Raw genomic sequence first — 15,066 nt, forward strand, 5'->3', positions numbered from 1 at the left:
GGAGCTTATGAATACTAGTTTAACCTTATTAAATCGTGAATTGCAGTTAGTCCGCTACCCACAAAATTTACAGCATCCAAGTTGGCAGGCATGGGATGCAGCTGATGAATATTTAATTGAGCACGTAGAACAAAATATATCTGACATAAACAATCTCAAGATGAGAATTTACAACGATGATTTTGGTGCTTTGGCTTGCTGGTTTGCCCATTTAGAACCTGATTTAATTAGTGATTCATTTGTTGCCCAACAAGCTTGTTTGCAAAATTTAACACAAAACCAATTAAGTATTGATCCTGAACACTTTTTTGATTCTGTAACTTTGCCGATTGATGTCGCAGACTTAGTGTTAATTAAAGTGCCGAAAACCACTGCCTTGTTAGAACAGCAGTTAATTGATTTGCAGAAGTATGTTACTCCTCAGACTCAGGTGATTGCTGCGGGTAAAGCGAATTTAATTCAAAAATCTACCCAAGCATTGTTTGATAAATATTTAGGTCCTTGCCATACCTCGCTCGCCAAGAAAAAATCTCGTTTAATATTTTGCCAACCAACAGGGGATAAATCTCATACCAGCCCCTATCCAACAGTTTGGTACACAGATAAACCAAGATTCGAGATAAGCAATTTAGCCAACGTATTTGCGCGGCAACAATTGGATATTGGTGCGCGGTTTATGTTACAACATTTATCGAAACTACCCGACTTACAAAACAAAACTATTGTGGATTTAGGCTGTGGTAATGGCGTATTGGGTTTACATATTTTGGCGAAACAGCCAGATACTCAAGTGGTTTTTGTGGATGAATCTCATATGGCGATTGAATCTGCAAAACATAACATAGAAACTAATCTAGCTAACGCCGTTTCTAATTGTGAATTTATAGTCAATAACTGCCTAGATCACTTTGCAGAAAAATCTAAGTTCAGCTCAATTGACCTTGTGTTATGCAATCCGCCCTTTCATCAACAGAACACCATAACAGACCATATTGCTTGGCAAATGTTTAAAGGTTCAAAAGATTTATTAACCAAAGGTGGACAAATTTTTGTGATAGGAAATAGACACTTAGATTACCCAGCCAAACTAAAAAGGTTGTTTGGTAATGTCACAGTGGTTGCAAGAGATAAAAAATTCAGTATTTTATCCGCAACAAAATAATAGGGATCCACCATGCAAAATAAATTTATCTTAAAATCTTTATTCTTACTTTGTTTTTTTATATCTCAAGCAAGTTATGCTAAACCAAAGGATGATGGCTCTCAAATTCAAGCCGATAACTTTTACCCTAGAGTAAAAATGGTGACTAGCATGGGTGACATCATTGTTGAATTAGACCGGGCTAAGGCACCGATTACGGTCAATAATTTTTTACGTTATGTAAGCAAACGAAGTTACGAAAACACTATATTTCATCGCATTATTCCTGACTTTGTTGTGCAAGGTGGCGGATACGATACTGACTTTATTAAAAAACCAGCTTTTGCTCCAATTTATAACGAATCAGGCAATGGTTTAAAAAACAAGATGTACAACCTGACTATGGCTCGAGAAAACGATCCACACACAGCGACACGTCAGTTCTTTTTTAATATGGCTAACAATGACAGCTTAGATCCTGGCAGAAACTGGGGATACACAGTATTTGGTTCGGTACAAGAAGGTTACGAAGTGTTAGATAAAATGGCTGCGGTCAAAACTGACTTTGATCCTAAATACGGCTGGCCTGATGTACCTGTTGAACCAGTAATTTTAATAAAAGTTGTGATACTACCGCCAATTTAGAGCCATTTATTGGGCACTCAGTTCAAAAAGATGACTTAACTCATTATAGCCTTTTAGCTGCAAGGTATTTTTGTAGCTAAAACCTAATTTACCTAGCAAAGATATGGACTTGTCATTAGTGAAAGTGGTAATTGCCAAGACGTTTTGCAAACCATTTTTCTTGGCGAATGCATCTCGCAAAACCAATTGTGCACTTTCAAATGCATAGCCTTTATTTCGATACATTGGCAAAAACGCAAACCCCAGATCGGGGGAAGATAACTCCTCTCGTTTTAGCAATCCACACAAACCCAAAATTTCGCCACTATTGGATTCGACCACCAATAAGCCTAGATCAAGTTCTTGATACATTTTTAGCGGACCATTTTTAATATAATCAATGGCGTCGATTTGATTATGTAAGCCTTTATCTCCTATATATTCGATACAATCAGGATCATTAAATAGTTGTAATACAAAGTTTGCATCGCTTATTTTTATAGGTCGTAAAAGCAACCGTTGTGAAGTAAGTGCCTGCACTAAATCGTTAATCAAGTAGCAAAAAACACTGAGCCAAAATCATGATTATTAGCAACACATGAGGGTATGCCACTGTGGGTTTTAATGATTGTTTGATGTATTCGGCAATTAGACCCAAGGCTCCTTTTCTAGACTCAGCCCAAGCAGAATTAAACTGCATGCCTAGAGTGGATGAATCAGTTAAATCTGCACCAGCTAGAGCGTTTTCAACCTGCTCTAACCTTTCGCCCATACGAGCTTGAAATGTTTTCCATATGCCATCTTGCAACCAAATCATCGCACAGACAAAAATTGCCCAACATCCAAGATCTAAAACAAATACTAAACAACAGGTCACTAATATATTGAACAACTTAATCATTAATGAGTACTTTTCGTAACTATCAAACTGATTTTGTAACGTTGTCCATTCTTGTTGTAAACTAGTTAATTGATTCTCAGACATTTGAATTCCTTAAATTAAAACTTCATGGTTCTATAACTAAATCAGTACAATTAAGCTCGGTTGTGTTCAAAAGCAATAACTTGTTCTATGCGCTCACATTCCAAAGCTAACATGATTAAACGATCAACCCCTAAAGCCACACCTGCACAAGCTGGCAAACCTGACTGAAGAGCAGAGATTAAGTTTTGATCGATAGGCATACTTGCCAAACCTTGCTGCTGACGTTTCATATTATCGTTTTCAAATCTTGCTTGTTGTTCGTCAGCATCATCTAATTCATGAAATCCATTGGCCAGTTCTATACCTTTAAAATACACCTCAAAACGTTCTGCTACATTTGGATCTTGAGGGCTAATTTTTGCTAACGCGGCTTGTGACGCTGGAAAATCATATACAAAACAAGGGCGTTTTTGGCCAATGTTAGGTTCAACTATTTGGCTGAACAACAACATTAATAGAATGTCTTTATTATGTTCATTTTCTGCTATCTCTGCAAAGCCGTATTGTATCGCAACAGTCTTGATTTCATCCAAACTAGCTTTGATTGGATTGCAAAACAAGTGTTGTTCAAACGCCTGTTGATAGGTCAACTTATCCGCATTTTCACAATTAAGAATTAGTTGCAATAGTTCATCCATTTCGGCCATTAATTGATGATGGTCAAAGTCAGGCCGATACCACTCAAGCATAGTGAATTCAGGGTTATGATTACGCCCTGCCTCTTCATTACGAAAGGACTTACAAATTTGATAAATGGCTCCACTACCTGCACACAACAAGCGTTTCATGGCAAATTCTGGTGAAGTCTGTAAATACAGGGTTTGAGTTTTAGGTGAGAGTGGACTTTGAAATAAAGTGCTAAATGAATGCAAGTGTTCATCAGTCACAGTGTGATGACTCAAAGCAGGTGTATCAACTTCTAATATTTGCCTTTCTGCAAAAAACTGCCTGATCTTTTGTAAGATCTGAGCTCTTTTTTTAAGAGTTGAGATAGCCGCACTAGGCTGCCAGTTTGTCACTGTCATATGATGAATTGCTCAAATAAAAAAGCCCACCAAAGGTGAGCTCTTAACTAATAAATTTGTAGTTGTTACTACTTTTGTGCTCGACCTACGTAGTCACCTGTACGAGTATCTACCCGCACCACTTCACCAGTTTGCACAAATAATGGTACACGCACTACTGCACCTGTAGCCAAAGTAGCAGGTTTACCACCTGTACCAGCAGTATCACCTTTTAGGCCAGGATCAGTTTCAGTAATTTCTAATTCAACAAAATTGGCTGGTTGAACTACGATAGGTGAACCGTTCCATAAAGTAATAGTGCACATATCGTTTTCTACTAACCATTTTACATTTTCACCCACAGCACTTTCATCTGCTGCAATTTGTTCAAATGTATCATTGTTCATAAAATGCCAAAATTCGCCATCTGTATACAAATAAGCTAATTCAGTTTCCATTACATCTGCACCTTCCACAGAGTCACCGGATTTAAAGGTTTTTTCTAATACTTTACCTGTAATAAGTTTACGAATTTTCACTCGACTAAAGGCTTGCCCTTTGCCTGGTTTAACAAATTCATTTTCAAGAATGTTGCAAGGTTCGCCGTCGAGCATTATCTTTAAGCCCGCTTTAAACTCATTTGTACTGAAATTAGCCATGTGTCCTCGTGAATATAACTATGCTGAGAAAATAATTGTCGCAAATAATACCTAAAAAACCGCTGTCTGTAGAGAGTAACTGGCAAAAAGAAATTGCGACTAGCTTTTCTGATCCCGAATCTTTATTAAATTACTTGAATTTACCCACCCAAAACTTCTCTGAAGACGTTAGAGCGCGTGCGCTTTTCCCCATGCGGGTGCCTCGTTCCTTTGCTGCTAGAATGAAAAAGGGGGATCCTACTGATCCACTATTTTTACAAGTATTTACTAGCCGCGCTGAATTTCTAACAGCCAAAGGCTTTAGCAAAGACCCGCTAGAAGAACAAAACAATCAGCAACCGGGCATATTACACAAATATAAAAATCGACTTTTATTGTTAGTACGAGGTGGCTGTGCGGTTAATTGTCGTTATTGTTTCCGGCGTCATTTTCCCTATGGCGACAATCATTTAAATAAAAATGAGTGGCAGCAAGCCATCACCTATATCCGAGACAACCCACAAATAGATGAAGTAATTTATTCAGGTGGTGATCCTTTAATGGCTAAAGATGATTTTTTAGCTTGGTTAACTTCTGAAATTGAAAACATTTCTCATGTTAAAAGATTACGAATTCATACTCGTTTACCTGTAGTAATTCCCTCCAGAATAACTACAGAACTAATTAATTGGTTTACTCAAACCAGATTAAAACCAGTATTAGTGCTACATATCAATCACGCTAATGAAATTGATCAGTCTTTAACATTAGCTATGCAAAAACTAAAAGATGCGGGAGTCACCTTGCTTAATCAAGCGGTTTTGTTAAAAGGAATTAATGATACTGTTGAACAACAAATAGCGCTGAATGAAGGAGTATTTGGATTAGGGATCATGCCTTATTATTTACATGTATTGGATAAGGTAGAAGGTGCCGAACATTTTGATGTTCCAGAGTGCGATGCAACAAACCTAATGGCAGAATTGATAAAGCATCAGCCAGGTTATCTGGTGCCTAAACTCGTTAGAGAAATAGCAGGCCAACCTGGAAAAACACCACTTGACCTAAACCTGCATCCTTAAATAGTGGCTTTGATAAAAGTAAAACGCTTACCAGGTTATCAATCCCCTAAACTCACTAGAGAAATAGGCGTTAGATAACCCGGCAAGACGCCACTTAATTTAAAGCTTCAACCATAGGGTTTCCCCTATTCTATAATCAAGCAAAAGTGTCTATGTTAGACCCAAGTGCAGGATTAGCAGACGAAGTTTTTGGCACGTCAGCGGCTGATTCCAGCAGCTGAAGCGTCGCTTTACCCTCTGTTTCTTGCTGTGACTTAGCAAGCTGCAGAGACTTTATTTCTAGCGTCGCACCGGATGAAGCAGAGTGACTAGCACCTTGAATATCCATACCATATTCCTTGTAGCAAATTACAAAAGAAGGCAGAATTGCCCTCCTCGACAATTTATCGGCAAGATTAAGTAAAACTTTACTATTAATTACTATGCAAAAAATTATTCAAAAACTAGGTGAGAATGTACAACTGATTTATCGCAAAGCCATCGATGCAGATCAAATCATTAGTCAATTACAAAATCACGGGAAAGGTAAATTTAGCGCAATATTTCCAGCAGAAGCAGGGTTTAGTGCGAACAGTAAGTATTTTAAACCTTACGTGGAAGAGTTAGCCAAAACGGTTGTAGAACTATCGGAACAACCTGAGTCTGATTTAAAAACAGAATTACCTGACTTAGTGGCAAAAATAGAATTATTGCTTAAAACTTTAAGCCATTTTCAACAAACGGTGCGTAAGTAAGTCATTTAAAAAGCTCTTTCGAGCATCAAGTTTATTATTGATGCTCGGAATGAATAGGTAAGTTAGCAATTCTGCGCTGAATTTCATCTAACATTTTTACGTATTTAGGGCTATCAACCTCACCAAACTGCTTGGTGAATTTTTCTTTTCTAAGACCTTCGGGCAGACCTTTAATCTGAGGGAAAAATAAACCTTCGCTATAATTGTTGGCTAATTTTTGTTGTACAAACCAGGCTGTTGTTGGGTCGGTTGCGGCCCGTGCAAATTCAACCCCCGCAATATCGGCGGCTAAATCCACAAAACTATAACCACTGCCACCTTTGCCTCTATCCATTAGCTCTTTAAATTCACCTATAGCAATACTTAAGCCTTGCTCAGATAATATTTTAATCGCCGCTGAAAATAGAAAGTGTTGATTTAAATCACCTCGATATTTCAACATAGGCTTTACTCTAGGTAAGGCGACTTTCCCTACTTCTGGTTGCACATCTCCAACAAAGTTAGCAAACCTGTGGTGGCCAGCATAAATGGCTAAAGCCAAAATAGCGGCTTTATTTTCTTGCGCGGCGGTTTCGTATGTAGATCGTTGTTTTGCCCAATTAAATAAAGGCCCCATAAATTTAGCTAAAGACTGAGGCCGTGTTTTATTACCTATATCTAAATCAGACAGATTTTTAAGATAATATGCAGTTCTAAGGCGTAACTCTTCATCACTAGAGCCTCCTACACCTTGTTTAACTTCATTAAGATCTTTCAAAAATTGATCAAGTGGACGCACTGCTAATATCATTTTTTGCGGATACATAGTCACATTCTCTACTTGCTGCACAAACTGGGTAGCTATGTCGCTGCCTGTGTACCAATTTGCTATAGTGACTAAAGTTCTCAGGGCTAAATTACCCGGAATTAAAAAGGGGCCAACTTTAACGTGTTCGAATTGAATTCCAACTCCAGACAACATTAATATTTCAATATTAATATAGTTACCTAAGGGATTTTGTGGCAAAGCATAACTAGCCAAAATAAGCGCTGATTGAGAGGTGATTTCTACTTGACCTTGAAGCGGTTTATGGGCTCTTTGAGCAAAGCCAACTAAGCTATTTAACTGGCTTTCTGTTATCGTAATATTTTGTTGAGTCTCACGATTTTTAACACTATCGCTAAGCTGTTTCATTAGCTTTTTGACTGACTCAGCCTGATCCACTTGTTGCCCACTTCTAGCACTAAACTGTGGCTCTGATTCAATAGATAAAATAAACAGACCAACAAAACTAGCCAATACTAGAAATAATATCAGTAACAGATATTTAAACAGCTTATACAAAAAACATTCCTCTTAAAAAACAGGCTGGGGGTCAGTGATGATATTAAACGATACTATCACTAAGAGGAACTCGAAAAATCCATGATAATGAATATATATTATTCATTTCATCAAGCTTTGGGCTGCAGTATTAAGTTATCTTGTTTTAACTAAATAATTTCAACAACTTGATTGACTCTTTATCTGCACGAACTAGATCTTGAGCTTTTTCAACTTCTGTTAGATATTGCTGCTTGTCAAAACACAAAATTGGAAAATCTGCATAATTCCAATACAAGCCCTGTGATTTTTTATCTACGTCATCTCTATTTGGATTGCGCCATTGGCCCCAAAAGACAAAATCATTAAATCCAGTGATTAGCCCTTGCAACACCCAACATTCCCATTCACCACAATCACATACGTAAGGCCTAAACCTTTGCCCCTGATTATTGATAGTGGCCATACTATGCATGATTTCGTAGCTACCTAAACCCGCTGTATAAGCTCCATTAATTTTATGGTCAAAACGCTTTTCAAACTCAGCAATACTATCTAATAAACACACATCATCGATGTAAACATCGAATATTAAGCCCAAGCCTCGGTAATGCCCGACTGGTTTTAAACTAAGTTTGTTTAATATATCCTGGCTCAAGTGTAAAACCTAAACGACTGCCATATTGCCTTTTGATTCCAACCATTCTTTACGATCTGGCGCGCGTTTTTTAGCAAGTAACATATCCATGGTTTCTAACATTTGTTCATCATCTTCAACAGTTAACTGCACTAACCTGCGAGTATTGGGATCCATAGTAGTTTCCCTTAGTTGTATTGGATTCATTTCACCCAAGCCTTTAAATCTTTGTACATTGACTTTACCGCGTTTTTTCTCAGCAACAATGCGATCTAAAATGCCTTCTTTTTCACCTTCATCTAAAGCGTAAAAGACTTCTTTACCTATATCGATTCTAAATAACGGAGGCATGGCCACATAAACGTGTCCGGTATTGACTAACTTACGGAAGTGTTTAACAAACAAGGCACACAAAAGGGTGGCGATATGTAAACCATCAGAGTCAGCATCGGCCAAAATACAGATTTTATCGTAACGCAGGCCAGATAAATCGTCTGAATCGGGATCTATGCCTAAAGCCACAGAAATATCATGAATTTCGTTAGAAGCTAACACCTGAGATGAGTCAACTTCCCAACTGTTTAGAATTTTTCCTCGTAACGGCATAATCGCTTGAAAATCACGATCTCTGGCTTGTTTAGCGGAACCACCAGCGGAATCCCCTTCCACTAAAAACAATTCTGAACGCGAGGTGTCTTGGGTGGAACAATCGGTCAATTTACCGGGTAATGCGGGGCCGGAAGTGACCTTTTTACGGGCCACTTTTTTACTTTGACGTAAGCGGGACTGAGCATTGTTGATGCACATTTCAGCTAGGAGTTCGGCCACATCAGTGTGTTGGTTTAACCACAGGCTAAAAGCATCTTTTACTACGCCTGATACAAACACTGCCGCTTGCCTTGAAGATAGACGTTCTTTAATTTGACCGGCAAATTGAGGATCTTGCATTTTAGTAGACAAAATATAAGTACAGCGATCCCATATGTCCTCAGGAGTTAACTTCACACCTCGTGGCATTAGATTTCTAAATTCACAAAACTCTCGCATGGATTCTAATAAGCCCTGACGCAAACCGTTTACGTGTGTTCCACCTTGCGCTGTAGGGATAAGATTCACGTAACTCTCGGTGATCATTTCGCCACCTTCTGGCAACCACATTACCGCCCAGTCAGCAGCCTCAGTGTTACCTGAAAAAGCTCCAACGAACGGTGCGTCATTAGGTAATGTTTCATACTCTTTTACCGACTGATATAAATAATCTTTTAGGCCGTCTTCAAAAAACCACTCTTGGCTTTCGTTGGTAATTTTATTATTAAACTTAATCCGTAAACCCGGACACAAAACAGCTTTGGCACGTAATACATGTAATAATTTTGATACCGAAAACTTAGCCGAATCAAAATATTTGGGATCTGGCCAAAAATGCACTTTAGTCCCAGTATTACGTTTTCCACAGGTATCCACAATTTCTAGTTCTTGAACTTTTTCACCATTTTCAAAGGCGATTTGATACACGTTTCCGTCACGTCGAATATTTAATTCAACCCGAGTAGACAAGGCATTAACCACGGAAATACCCACACCATGTAAACCACCAGAAAACTGGTAATTTTTATTGGAAAATTTACCACCCGCATGTAACTTAGTCATGATCAATTCAACACCAGAAATCCCTTCTTCTGGATGAATATCTACTGGCATGCCTCGACCATCATCCGTTACCTCTATGGATTGATCTGCATGCAAGGTGACTTTAATAGAACTTGCATGTCCAGCCAAAGCCTCATCCACACTGTTGTCTATCACTTCCTGACTTAGGTGATTAGGGCGAGTCGTATCGGTGTACATTCCAGGACGTCTTTGTACCGGCTCTAGACCGTTTAAGACTTCAATGGCTTCTGCGTTATATTGATCTGACATAATTTTTTGTATTCTTATTGTTCGCGCTAGTTCAAGTTAAATAAGTAGAGAAACTTTCCACTAAAGGTATGTTATACCAAGCTTCATTTAGTCTTGCAGTAGAAACCTAAAAATATCTGGCAAGAATCGTTCAAAATGCTGAAAACTATGATCACCACCTGGTTCAATTGTCATTTTACACCCATGATATTTTTGTTCTGCTTGCCGATAGTCCAGCGTTTCATCTGCAGTTTGTAACAACACCCAATAATTCAATAAATTGGTCACTCTAGGTGAGTCCAAACTAATCAGTTCGGTTATATGTTTATGCTCAAGCAAAAAAGCTTCATCTGTGTATGGACTGGTATGTTCACCCAAATAATCCACTAACAAGTCGTAAGGTTTAACCGCTGGATTAACTAATACTGCTTTACCACCGTATTTTTCACGCATGTAGGTCGACAAATAGCCACCTAAAGAGCTACCCACAAACCGTAATTTTTTATTAGGATGTTGGGCAATGATGTTTTCAATAGTTTGCGCCGCCTGTAGTGGGTAATTAGCTAACTTAGGCACTTCTAAGGTCAATTTCGGATAATGACGGTTAACGAACGCTTTAGTTTGCTGGGCTTTAAAAGATTGTGGTGAACTTAAAAATCCATGCAAATAAATGACTAAATAATCCAATATTTTAGACCCAAATAATGTGTTTAAAGAATACGTTTAACTGAAGTACTTATTTGACCATTTTCTAATAAGTTAATCACCCTGAAACCTGGCCTTAATTCACTCACTGCAAATAACTCACTATTTTGCCATTGCCAACAGGTTGAAGGGCAAGCCATATACTGAATTCCGTTTTTAGTGGATTCAATGTCAGAATGAATATGCCCGTAAACCACAGCTTTAACTGCGCTATGCTGATTAATTAACTCAACAAACTCGTGTCGATTAAGCCATGGGTGTTTATCCATCCAACCGCCACAGTCGAGTGGGTGATGGTGTACTGCAATTAAATGTGCTTTTTCTGGGTTTCGATCTAACTGCTCTGACAAAACCAATAAGTCTTGAACTGAAACTTGGCCAAAAGTGCTTTTGTAATGACTATTTAACAAATGAATTTGCCACTCTTTCTCATCTGATATGAGCGGTGAATTACCCCACAAAACATTTTGCGGAAATTCACTTTTTAGCAGCTCAGGGCTATCATGGTTTCCTGGTAAAATAGTTATGCCACAGCGTAAATTGGCGTTGGATATTAACTGTTTAAAGTGTTGGTAGCTTCCAATCGAACCGTCACCACTTACATCACCGGTTACCAATAACAAATCCGGTTTGTAACCACTTACTTCCTTCAAGATTATTTTAAGCGTTTGATAAGGATTTATTTGCTTGTATCCAAGTTTATTTACATCAGCAAATAGATGACAATCTGTTATTTGTACCAGGCGCATAAAAAGTTAATTCGCTACAGGCTGTGTTTGCTTGTTTTGATTCAGGCAAAATTGCAACCACTCCGCCAAAAACTGATTAACCATTTCTTTTTCGTTTTTTTGATACATCTTAATATTGGGATATTGATAGCTAGGTTTAAGAGAACCAATATTTTGTGCGCTTAATACTTCAGCCATTTTTGCATCGTGGTACAACCTAACTTGTACTATTGGCCTTAAAAATTCAAAACCTGTTTGACTCTTTTGCGACATTTCTAAGGTACTAGTGTATCGACTGCATTCAATAATTTTGATGGTATATTGTAAAGAGCTATTGATATCAAATTGATAACTTAAATCTTCAGTATCACAATCGGGTAACAACCTAAGTAAACGCCCATAATTTAGCTCACACACCTGGTGCATGTTAGCTAATTTGGGGACGTACTTTTTACCGACTACTTTATTCATTTTCCCATAAATCCAATACTTTTTGTTTATTCATAGTAAACCACTGCAGGGCAATAAGTGTCGCTGCATTATCCACTTTACCTTGTTCAATCCACTCAATTGCTTGGGTGGCAGAAACTCTGTGTACTAAAATATCTTCACCTTCATATTCTAAACCATGCACACCTTGTGCTTGCGTGGCATCCACTTCACCCACAAAAATATGTAACCTTTCAGTTGTTCCACCTGGGCTAGACAAATAGCTCAATGCTTTAGTTAGGTTTTTTATCTTTACCCCAGCCTCTTCTTCAGCTTCTCGGCGACAGACGTTCTCTGCGGTTTCTCCCTCATCAATAATTCCGGCTACCACCTCGAGTAACCAAGGCGATTCAGAAGTAGGGAATGCGCCAATACGAATTTGTTCTATCATCACAAATTCATCTAAGTTGGGGTCATAAAGCAAGACCGCTATAGCGTGACCTCGCTCGAAAATCTCTCTTTCAATTACTTCACTCCAACCACCTTTATACAATTTATGTTTAAAAGCATACTTCACCATATTAAAAAAACCGCTATACAAGGATTCTTTTTTTAATATTTGTACATCTTGTTGGCCGTATCGCTGAACCTGATTAGTTATCTTAGTCAAAGCTATTTCCTACTAAGTTTTCAGTGGTTTTATGGGTCTATTGTAACCCAATCTAATCAAGCTTTAGTTATTTATAATTGAGTCCCTAATAACTTTAACATGTTTAGCCACACATTCTGTTACACTTGGATACGCTGTGTTACCACAAAGGGTTTTTAGTTAGGTCTTGATTTGCTTAGACTTTAACTACATATACAATATTCTGGCAAGATCGAGCTGGACAATAGATAGCGAACCATTAGGACAACAAATGAAAAAGACACTTTTATCACTATTGATAAGTGTAGGCATGACTTCTTCTGCTTATGCTGACTCACTATTTGAAGTTTATCAGCAAGCTTTGCAAAACGACCCTAGCACTTTGCAATCTAAGGCAAATAAAGAAGCCGCATTTATTGGTATTGAAAGAAGTCGAGCTAGCTTATTGCCACAAATATCAGCATCTTTATCAGCAAATAAATCCTATGGTGATAGTGAAGGTTCCTCAAACGGTGCAGGAGTAAGTTTACGCCAAAGTATTTATGACCAATCCAACTGGATTGCTGTAGATCGTGCTGAATTAGTTGCTAGTCGAGCTGACACTATATATGCCCAAGCCATGCAAAATCTGATTGTGCGCACGGTTACAAACTACTTCAATACCTTGCAAGCCAAAGATGACTTGGAGTTTGCCAAAGCAGAAAAACGCGCTATCGAACGCCAGCTAGAACAAACTAAACAAAGATTTGAAGTTGGCTTAACCGCCATTACGGACGTGCATGAAGCACAAGCCCAATATGATACCTCACTGGCTTCAGAAATTAGTGCGGAGAATGAAGTAGAAAATAACCTAGAGGCTTTGCGAGAAATTACTGGCCGTTATTATTCTTCGCTAAATAGTTTAAATACGGACACATTTGCGGCTGCAATGCCATCTCCTTCAAATATCGAAGACTGGTTAAAATTAGCTGACGAATTCAATTTGCAAATAATATCTGCCAATACCAGTGTAGACATTGCTAAATTTGATATTAAAAACGCTCGTTCTGGTCACATGCCAACAGTAAGCTTATCAGCCAATGCTAACTCAAATGATGATGATGACTCAGATAGTCGATTTAACACCTATGGTATTGGATTATCTGTCTCTGTTCCTATCTATAGCGGTGGCCGAACCTCGGCTGACGTAAGTACTGCAAAATTTAACTTTGTAGCCAATAGCGAAGAAAGAGAACGTACTCGTAGGCAAGTGATCCGCAATGTGCGCTCAAATTACAATGGTGTTAAATCTGCAATCGCTAGAATCAAAGCTTTCGAACAATCTGTTGTATCAGCTGAAAGTGCCTTAAAAGCTACAGAAGCAGGTTTTGAAGTAGGTACCCGTACAATTGTTGATGTGCTAAACAGTACTCGTAATTTATTTAACGCTAAACGTAATTTATCTAGGGTTAGGTATGGTTATGTAACTAGTGTGATGGATTTGAAATTAGCTGCCGGCAAATTATCTGAACAAGATGTTAAAGACATAGACTCGGCACTAGTTAGCCTTTAGGTGTTTACATACTTAATTATCAAAGGCAGCAATCGCTGCCTTTTTTATTGACAGATTCAACTAAATCACTATTCTAACGCCGTTAATTTTTCAGTCGATAACCCTATGAAAGCATCAAGTCTAAAAAATACATTTATCCAAATTCGAAGCAACAAACTTTTTGAAATTTTTGTAGTGACCGTTATCATATTTTCTGCATTATTAGTGGGTGCAAAAACATACGATGCGTCAAATACCAGCACTATGTTATTGGTCACTAAGTTTCTAGATTGGTTTATTAGTGCATTCTTTTTAACAGAGATCACTATTCGTTTTTTAGCAGAACACAAAAAACGAGACTTCTTTAAAAGTTTTTGGAACATCTTCGATACTCTAATTGTTATTGTCAGCCTTATTCCAGCAGATGATGCTGAACTAGCCGTGATTGCTCGTTTAGTAAGAGTATTCAGAGTGTTGCGGATGATTTCGATTATTCCTGAACTACGTATATTATTAGTTTCTTTAGTAAAAGCATTACCACAGCTTGGTTATGTAATGTTACTTATGTTCATTATCTTTTACATCTATGCAGCCATAGGTAGCACCTTATTTGAAGCAATCAACCCTGTGTTATGGGGCGATATTACTATCTCTTTATTGACTTTATTTAGGGTGATGACTTTTGAAGATTGGACTGATGTCATGTACGAAACAATGGAGGTGTATCCACTTAGCTGGGTCTTCTATTTAACCTTTATATTCTTCACCGCCTTTGCGTTTTTGAATATGGTAATTGGTATAGTTGTGGGTGTGATGGAGCAAGAAAACGCTAAGGCTAGGGCAGAAAAGTTAGAAGAAGACGGCGAACCTAGTTTGAAAGATATATCTGCACAAATTACTTCTTTACAAGCTCAAGTGAATACTCTGAAAATTGACAAGCATTAAGTAAAGTTTATGTTTCAATAAAAATTAAAATT

Annotated in this window: 18 protein-coding genes; 6 read left to right on the plus strand and 12 right to left on the minus strand. The window is 38.0% G+C overall.

Translation table 11 applies throughout. The annotated features are described in order from the left end of the window. Positions 1-7 precede the first annotated feature (7 nt). Both L0668_RS13155 and L0668_RS13160 read left to right on the plus strand, forming a co-directional pair. On the plus strand, positions 8-1,162 hold the full coding sequence (locus L0668_RS13155; RefSeq protein WP_235313116.1) for a methyltransferase: 1,155 nt from the start codon (positions 8-10) through the stop codon (positions 1,160-1,162). Positions 1,163-1,174: 12 nt separating this feature from the next. Beyond that, complete coding sequence (locus L0668_RS13160) at positions 1,175-1,786, plus strand: peptidylprolyl isomerase (protein ID WP_268820370.1); 612 nt, start codon at positions 1,175-1,177, stop codon at positions 1,784-1,786. 6 nt (positions 1,787-1,792) lie between these two features. Here L0668_RS13160 and L0668_RS13165 read toward each other — a convergent pair whose 3' ends face one another. From L0668_RS13165 to efp, 4 genes are all read right to left on the minus strand, one after another. Further along, on the minus strand, positions 1,793-2,320 hold the full coding sequence (locus tag L0668_RS13165; RefSeq protein ID WP_235313118.1) for a GNAT family N-acetyltransferase: 528 nt from the start codon (positions 2,318-2,320) through the stop codon (positions 1,793-1,795). Beyond that, positions 2,313-2,750, minus strand: a complete 438-nt coding sequence (locus L0668_RS13170; protein ID WP_235313119.1) for a hypothetical protein — start codon at positions 2,748-2,750, stop codon at positions 2,313-2,315. The genes L0668_RS13165 and L0668_RS13170 overlap by 8 nt, the downstream gene beginning before the upstream one ends. A gap of 50 nt (positions 2,751-2,800) precedes the next feature. Beyond that, the gene (epmA, locus tag L0668_RS13175) at positions 2,801-3,775 is read right to left on the minus strand and encodes an elongation factor P--(R)-beta-lysine ligase (protein ID WP_235313121.1); all 975 of its coding nucleotides are present in this window, start codon (positions 3,773-3,775) and stop codon (positions 2,801-2,803) included. 68 nt (positions 3,776-3,843) lie between these two features. Then, positions 3,844-4,413: an elongation factor P gene (gene efp / locus L0668_RS13180; protein ID WP_235313123.1), complete on the minus strand. Its 570-nt coding sequence runs from the start codon at positions 4,411-4,413 to the stop codon at positions 3,844-3,846. Between the two features lie 35 nt (positions 4,414-4,448). Between efp and epmB the strand changes: the two genes are divergently transcribed. Further along, the gene (gene epmB / locus L0668_RS13185; protein ID WP_235313124.1) at positions 4,449-5,474 is read left to right on the plus strand and encodes an EF-P beta-lysylation protein EpmB; all 1,026 of its coding nucleotides are present in this window, start codon (positions 4,449-4,451) and stop codon (positions 5,472-5,474) included. Between the two features lie 136 nt (positions 5,475-5,610). Here the strand turns inward: epmB and L0668_RS13190 are convergent, their stop codons facing one another. Continuing rightward, complete coding sequence (locus tag L0668_RS13190) at positions 5,611-5,802, minus strand: hypothetical protein (protein WP_235313126.1); 192 nt, start codon at positions 5,800-5,802, stop codon at positions 5,611-5,613. A gap of 94 nt (positions 5,803-5,896) precedes the next feature. Here L0668_RS13190 and L0668_RS13195 point away from each other — a divergent pair, with 94 nt between their 5' ends. After that, positions 5,897-6,208 (plus strand): hypothetical protein, encoded by a 312-nt coding sequence (locus L0668_RS13195; RefSeq protein ID WP_235313127.1) that lies wholly within the window; start codon positions 5,897-5,899, stop codon positions 6,206-6,208. A 34-nt stretch (positions 6,209-6,242) separates the two neighbouring features. Here the strand turns inward: L0668_RS13195 and L0668_RS13200 are convergent, their stop codons facing one another. The 7 genes from L0668_RS13200 to nudF form a co-directional block, all read right to left on the minus strand. Further along, a complete protein-coding gene (locus L0668_RS13200) occupies positions 6,243-7,532 on the minus strand; it encodes a YfiM family lipoprotein (RefSeq protein WP_235313129.1) in 1,290 nt (429 codons plus the stop codon). A 145-nt stretch (positions 7,533-7,677) separates the two neighbouring features. Continuing rightward, on the minus strand, positions 7,678-8,169 hold the full coding sequence (locus L0668_RS13205; protein WP_235313131.1) for a hypothetical protein: 492 nt from the start codon (positions 8,167-8,169) through the stop codon (positions 7,678-7,680). 9 nt (positions 8,170-8,178) lie between these two features. Beyond that, positions 8,179-10,068 (minus strand): DNA topoisomerase IV subunit B, encoded by a 1,890-nt coding sequence (gene parE / locus L0668_RS13210; protein WP_235313132.1) that lies wholly within the window; start codon positions 10,066-10,068, stop codon positions 8,179-8,181. 87 nt (positions 10,069-10,155) lie between these two features. Then, positions 10,156-10,734 carry a YqiA/YcfP family alpha/beta fold hydrolase gene (locus tag L0668_RS13215; RefSeq protein WP_235313134.1) on the minus strand — a complete coding sequence of 193 codons (579 nt, stop codon included), beginning with the start codon at positions 10,732-10,734 and terminating at the stop codon, positions 10,156-10,158. 23 nt (positions 10,735-10,757) lie between these two features. Next, positions 10,758-11,501 (minus strand): metallophosphoesterase, encoded by a 744-nt coding sequence (locus tag L0668_RS13220; protein ID WP_235313136.1) that lies wholly within the window; start codon positions 11,499-11,501, stop codon positions 10,758-10,760. A 6-nt stretch (positions 11,502-11,507) separates the two neighbouring features. Beyond that, positions 11,508-11,951, minus strand: a complete 444-nt coding sequence (locus L0668_RS13225; RefSeq protein WP_235313137.1) for a DUF1249 domain-containing protein — start codon at positions 11,949-11,951, stop codon at positions 11,508-11,510. Then, positions 11,944-12,570, minus strand: coding sequence for an ADP-ribose diphosphatase (gene nudF / locus L0668_RS13230; RefSeq protein WP_235313395.1), 627 nt, complete (start codon positions 12,568-12,570; stop codon positions 11,944-11,946). Before nudF ends, L0668_RS13225 begins: the two co-directional genes overlap by 8 nt. Before the next feature lie 259 nt (positions 12,571-12,829). Here nudF and tolC point away from each other — a divergent pair, with 259 nt between their 5' ends. Together tolC and L0668_RS13240 are read left to right on the plus strand one after the other, a co-directional pair. Next, complete coding sequence (gene tolC, locus L0668_RS13235) at positions 12,830-14,110, plus strand: outer membrane channel protein TolC (RefSeq protein WP_235313139.1); 1,281 nt, start codon at positions 12,830-12,832, stop codon at positions 14,108-14,110. Between the two features lie 105 nt (positions 14,111-14,215). Next, entirely contained in the window at positions 14,216-15,034 is an 819-nt protein-coding gene (locus L0668_RS13240; protein WP_235313141.1) for an ion transporter, read from the plus strand. Positions 15,035-15,066 lie beyond the last annotated feature (32 nt).

Origin of the sequence: Paraglaciecola algarum, from assembly GCF_021532655.1 — a bacterium.
GTDB lineage: Bacteria > Pseudomonadota > Gammaproteobacteria > Enterobacterales > Alteromonadaceae > Paraglaciecola > Paraglaciecola algarum.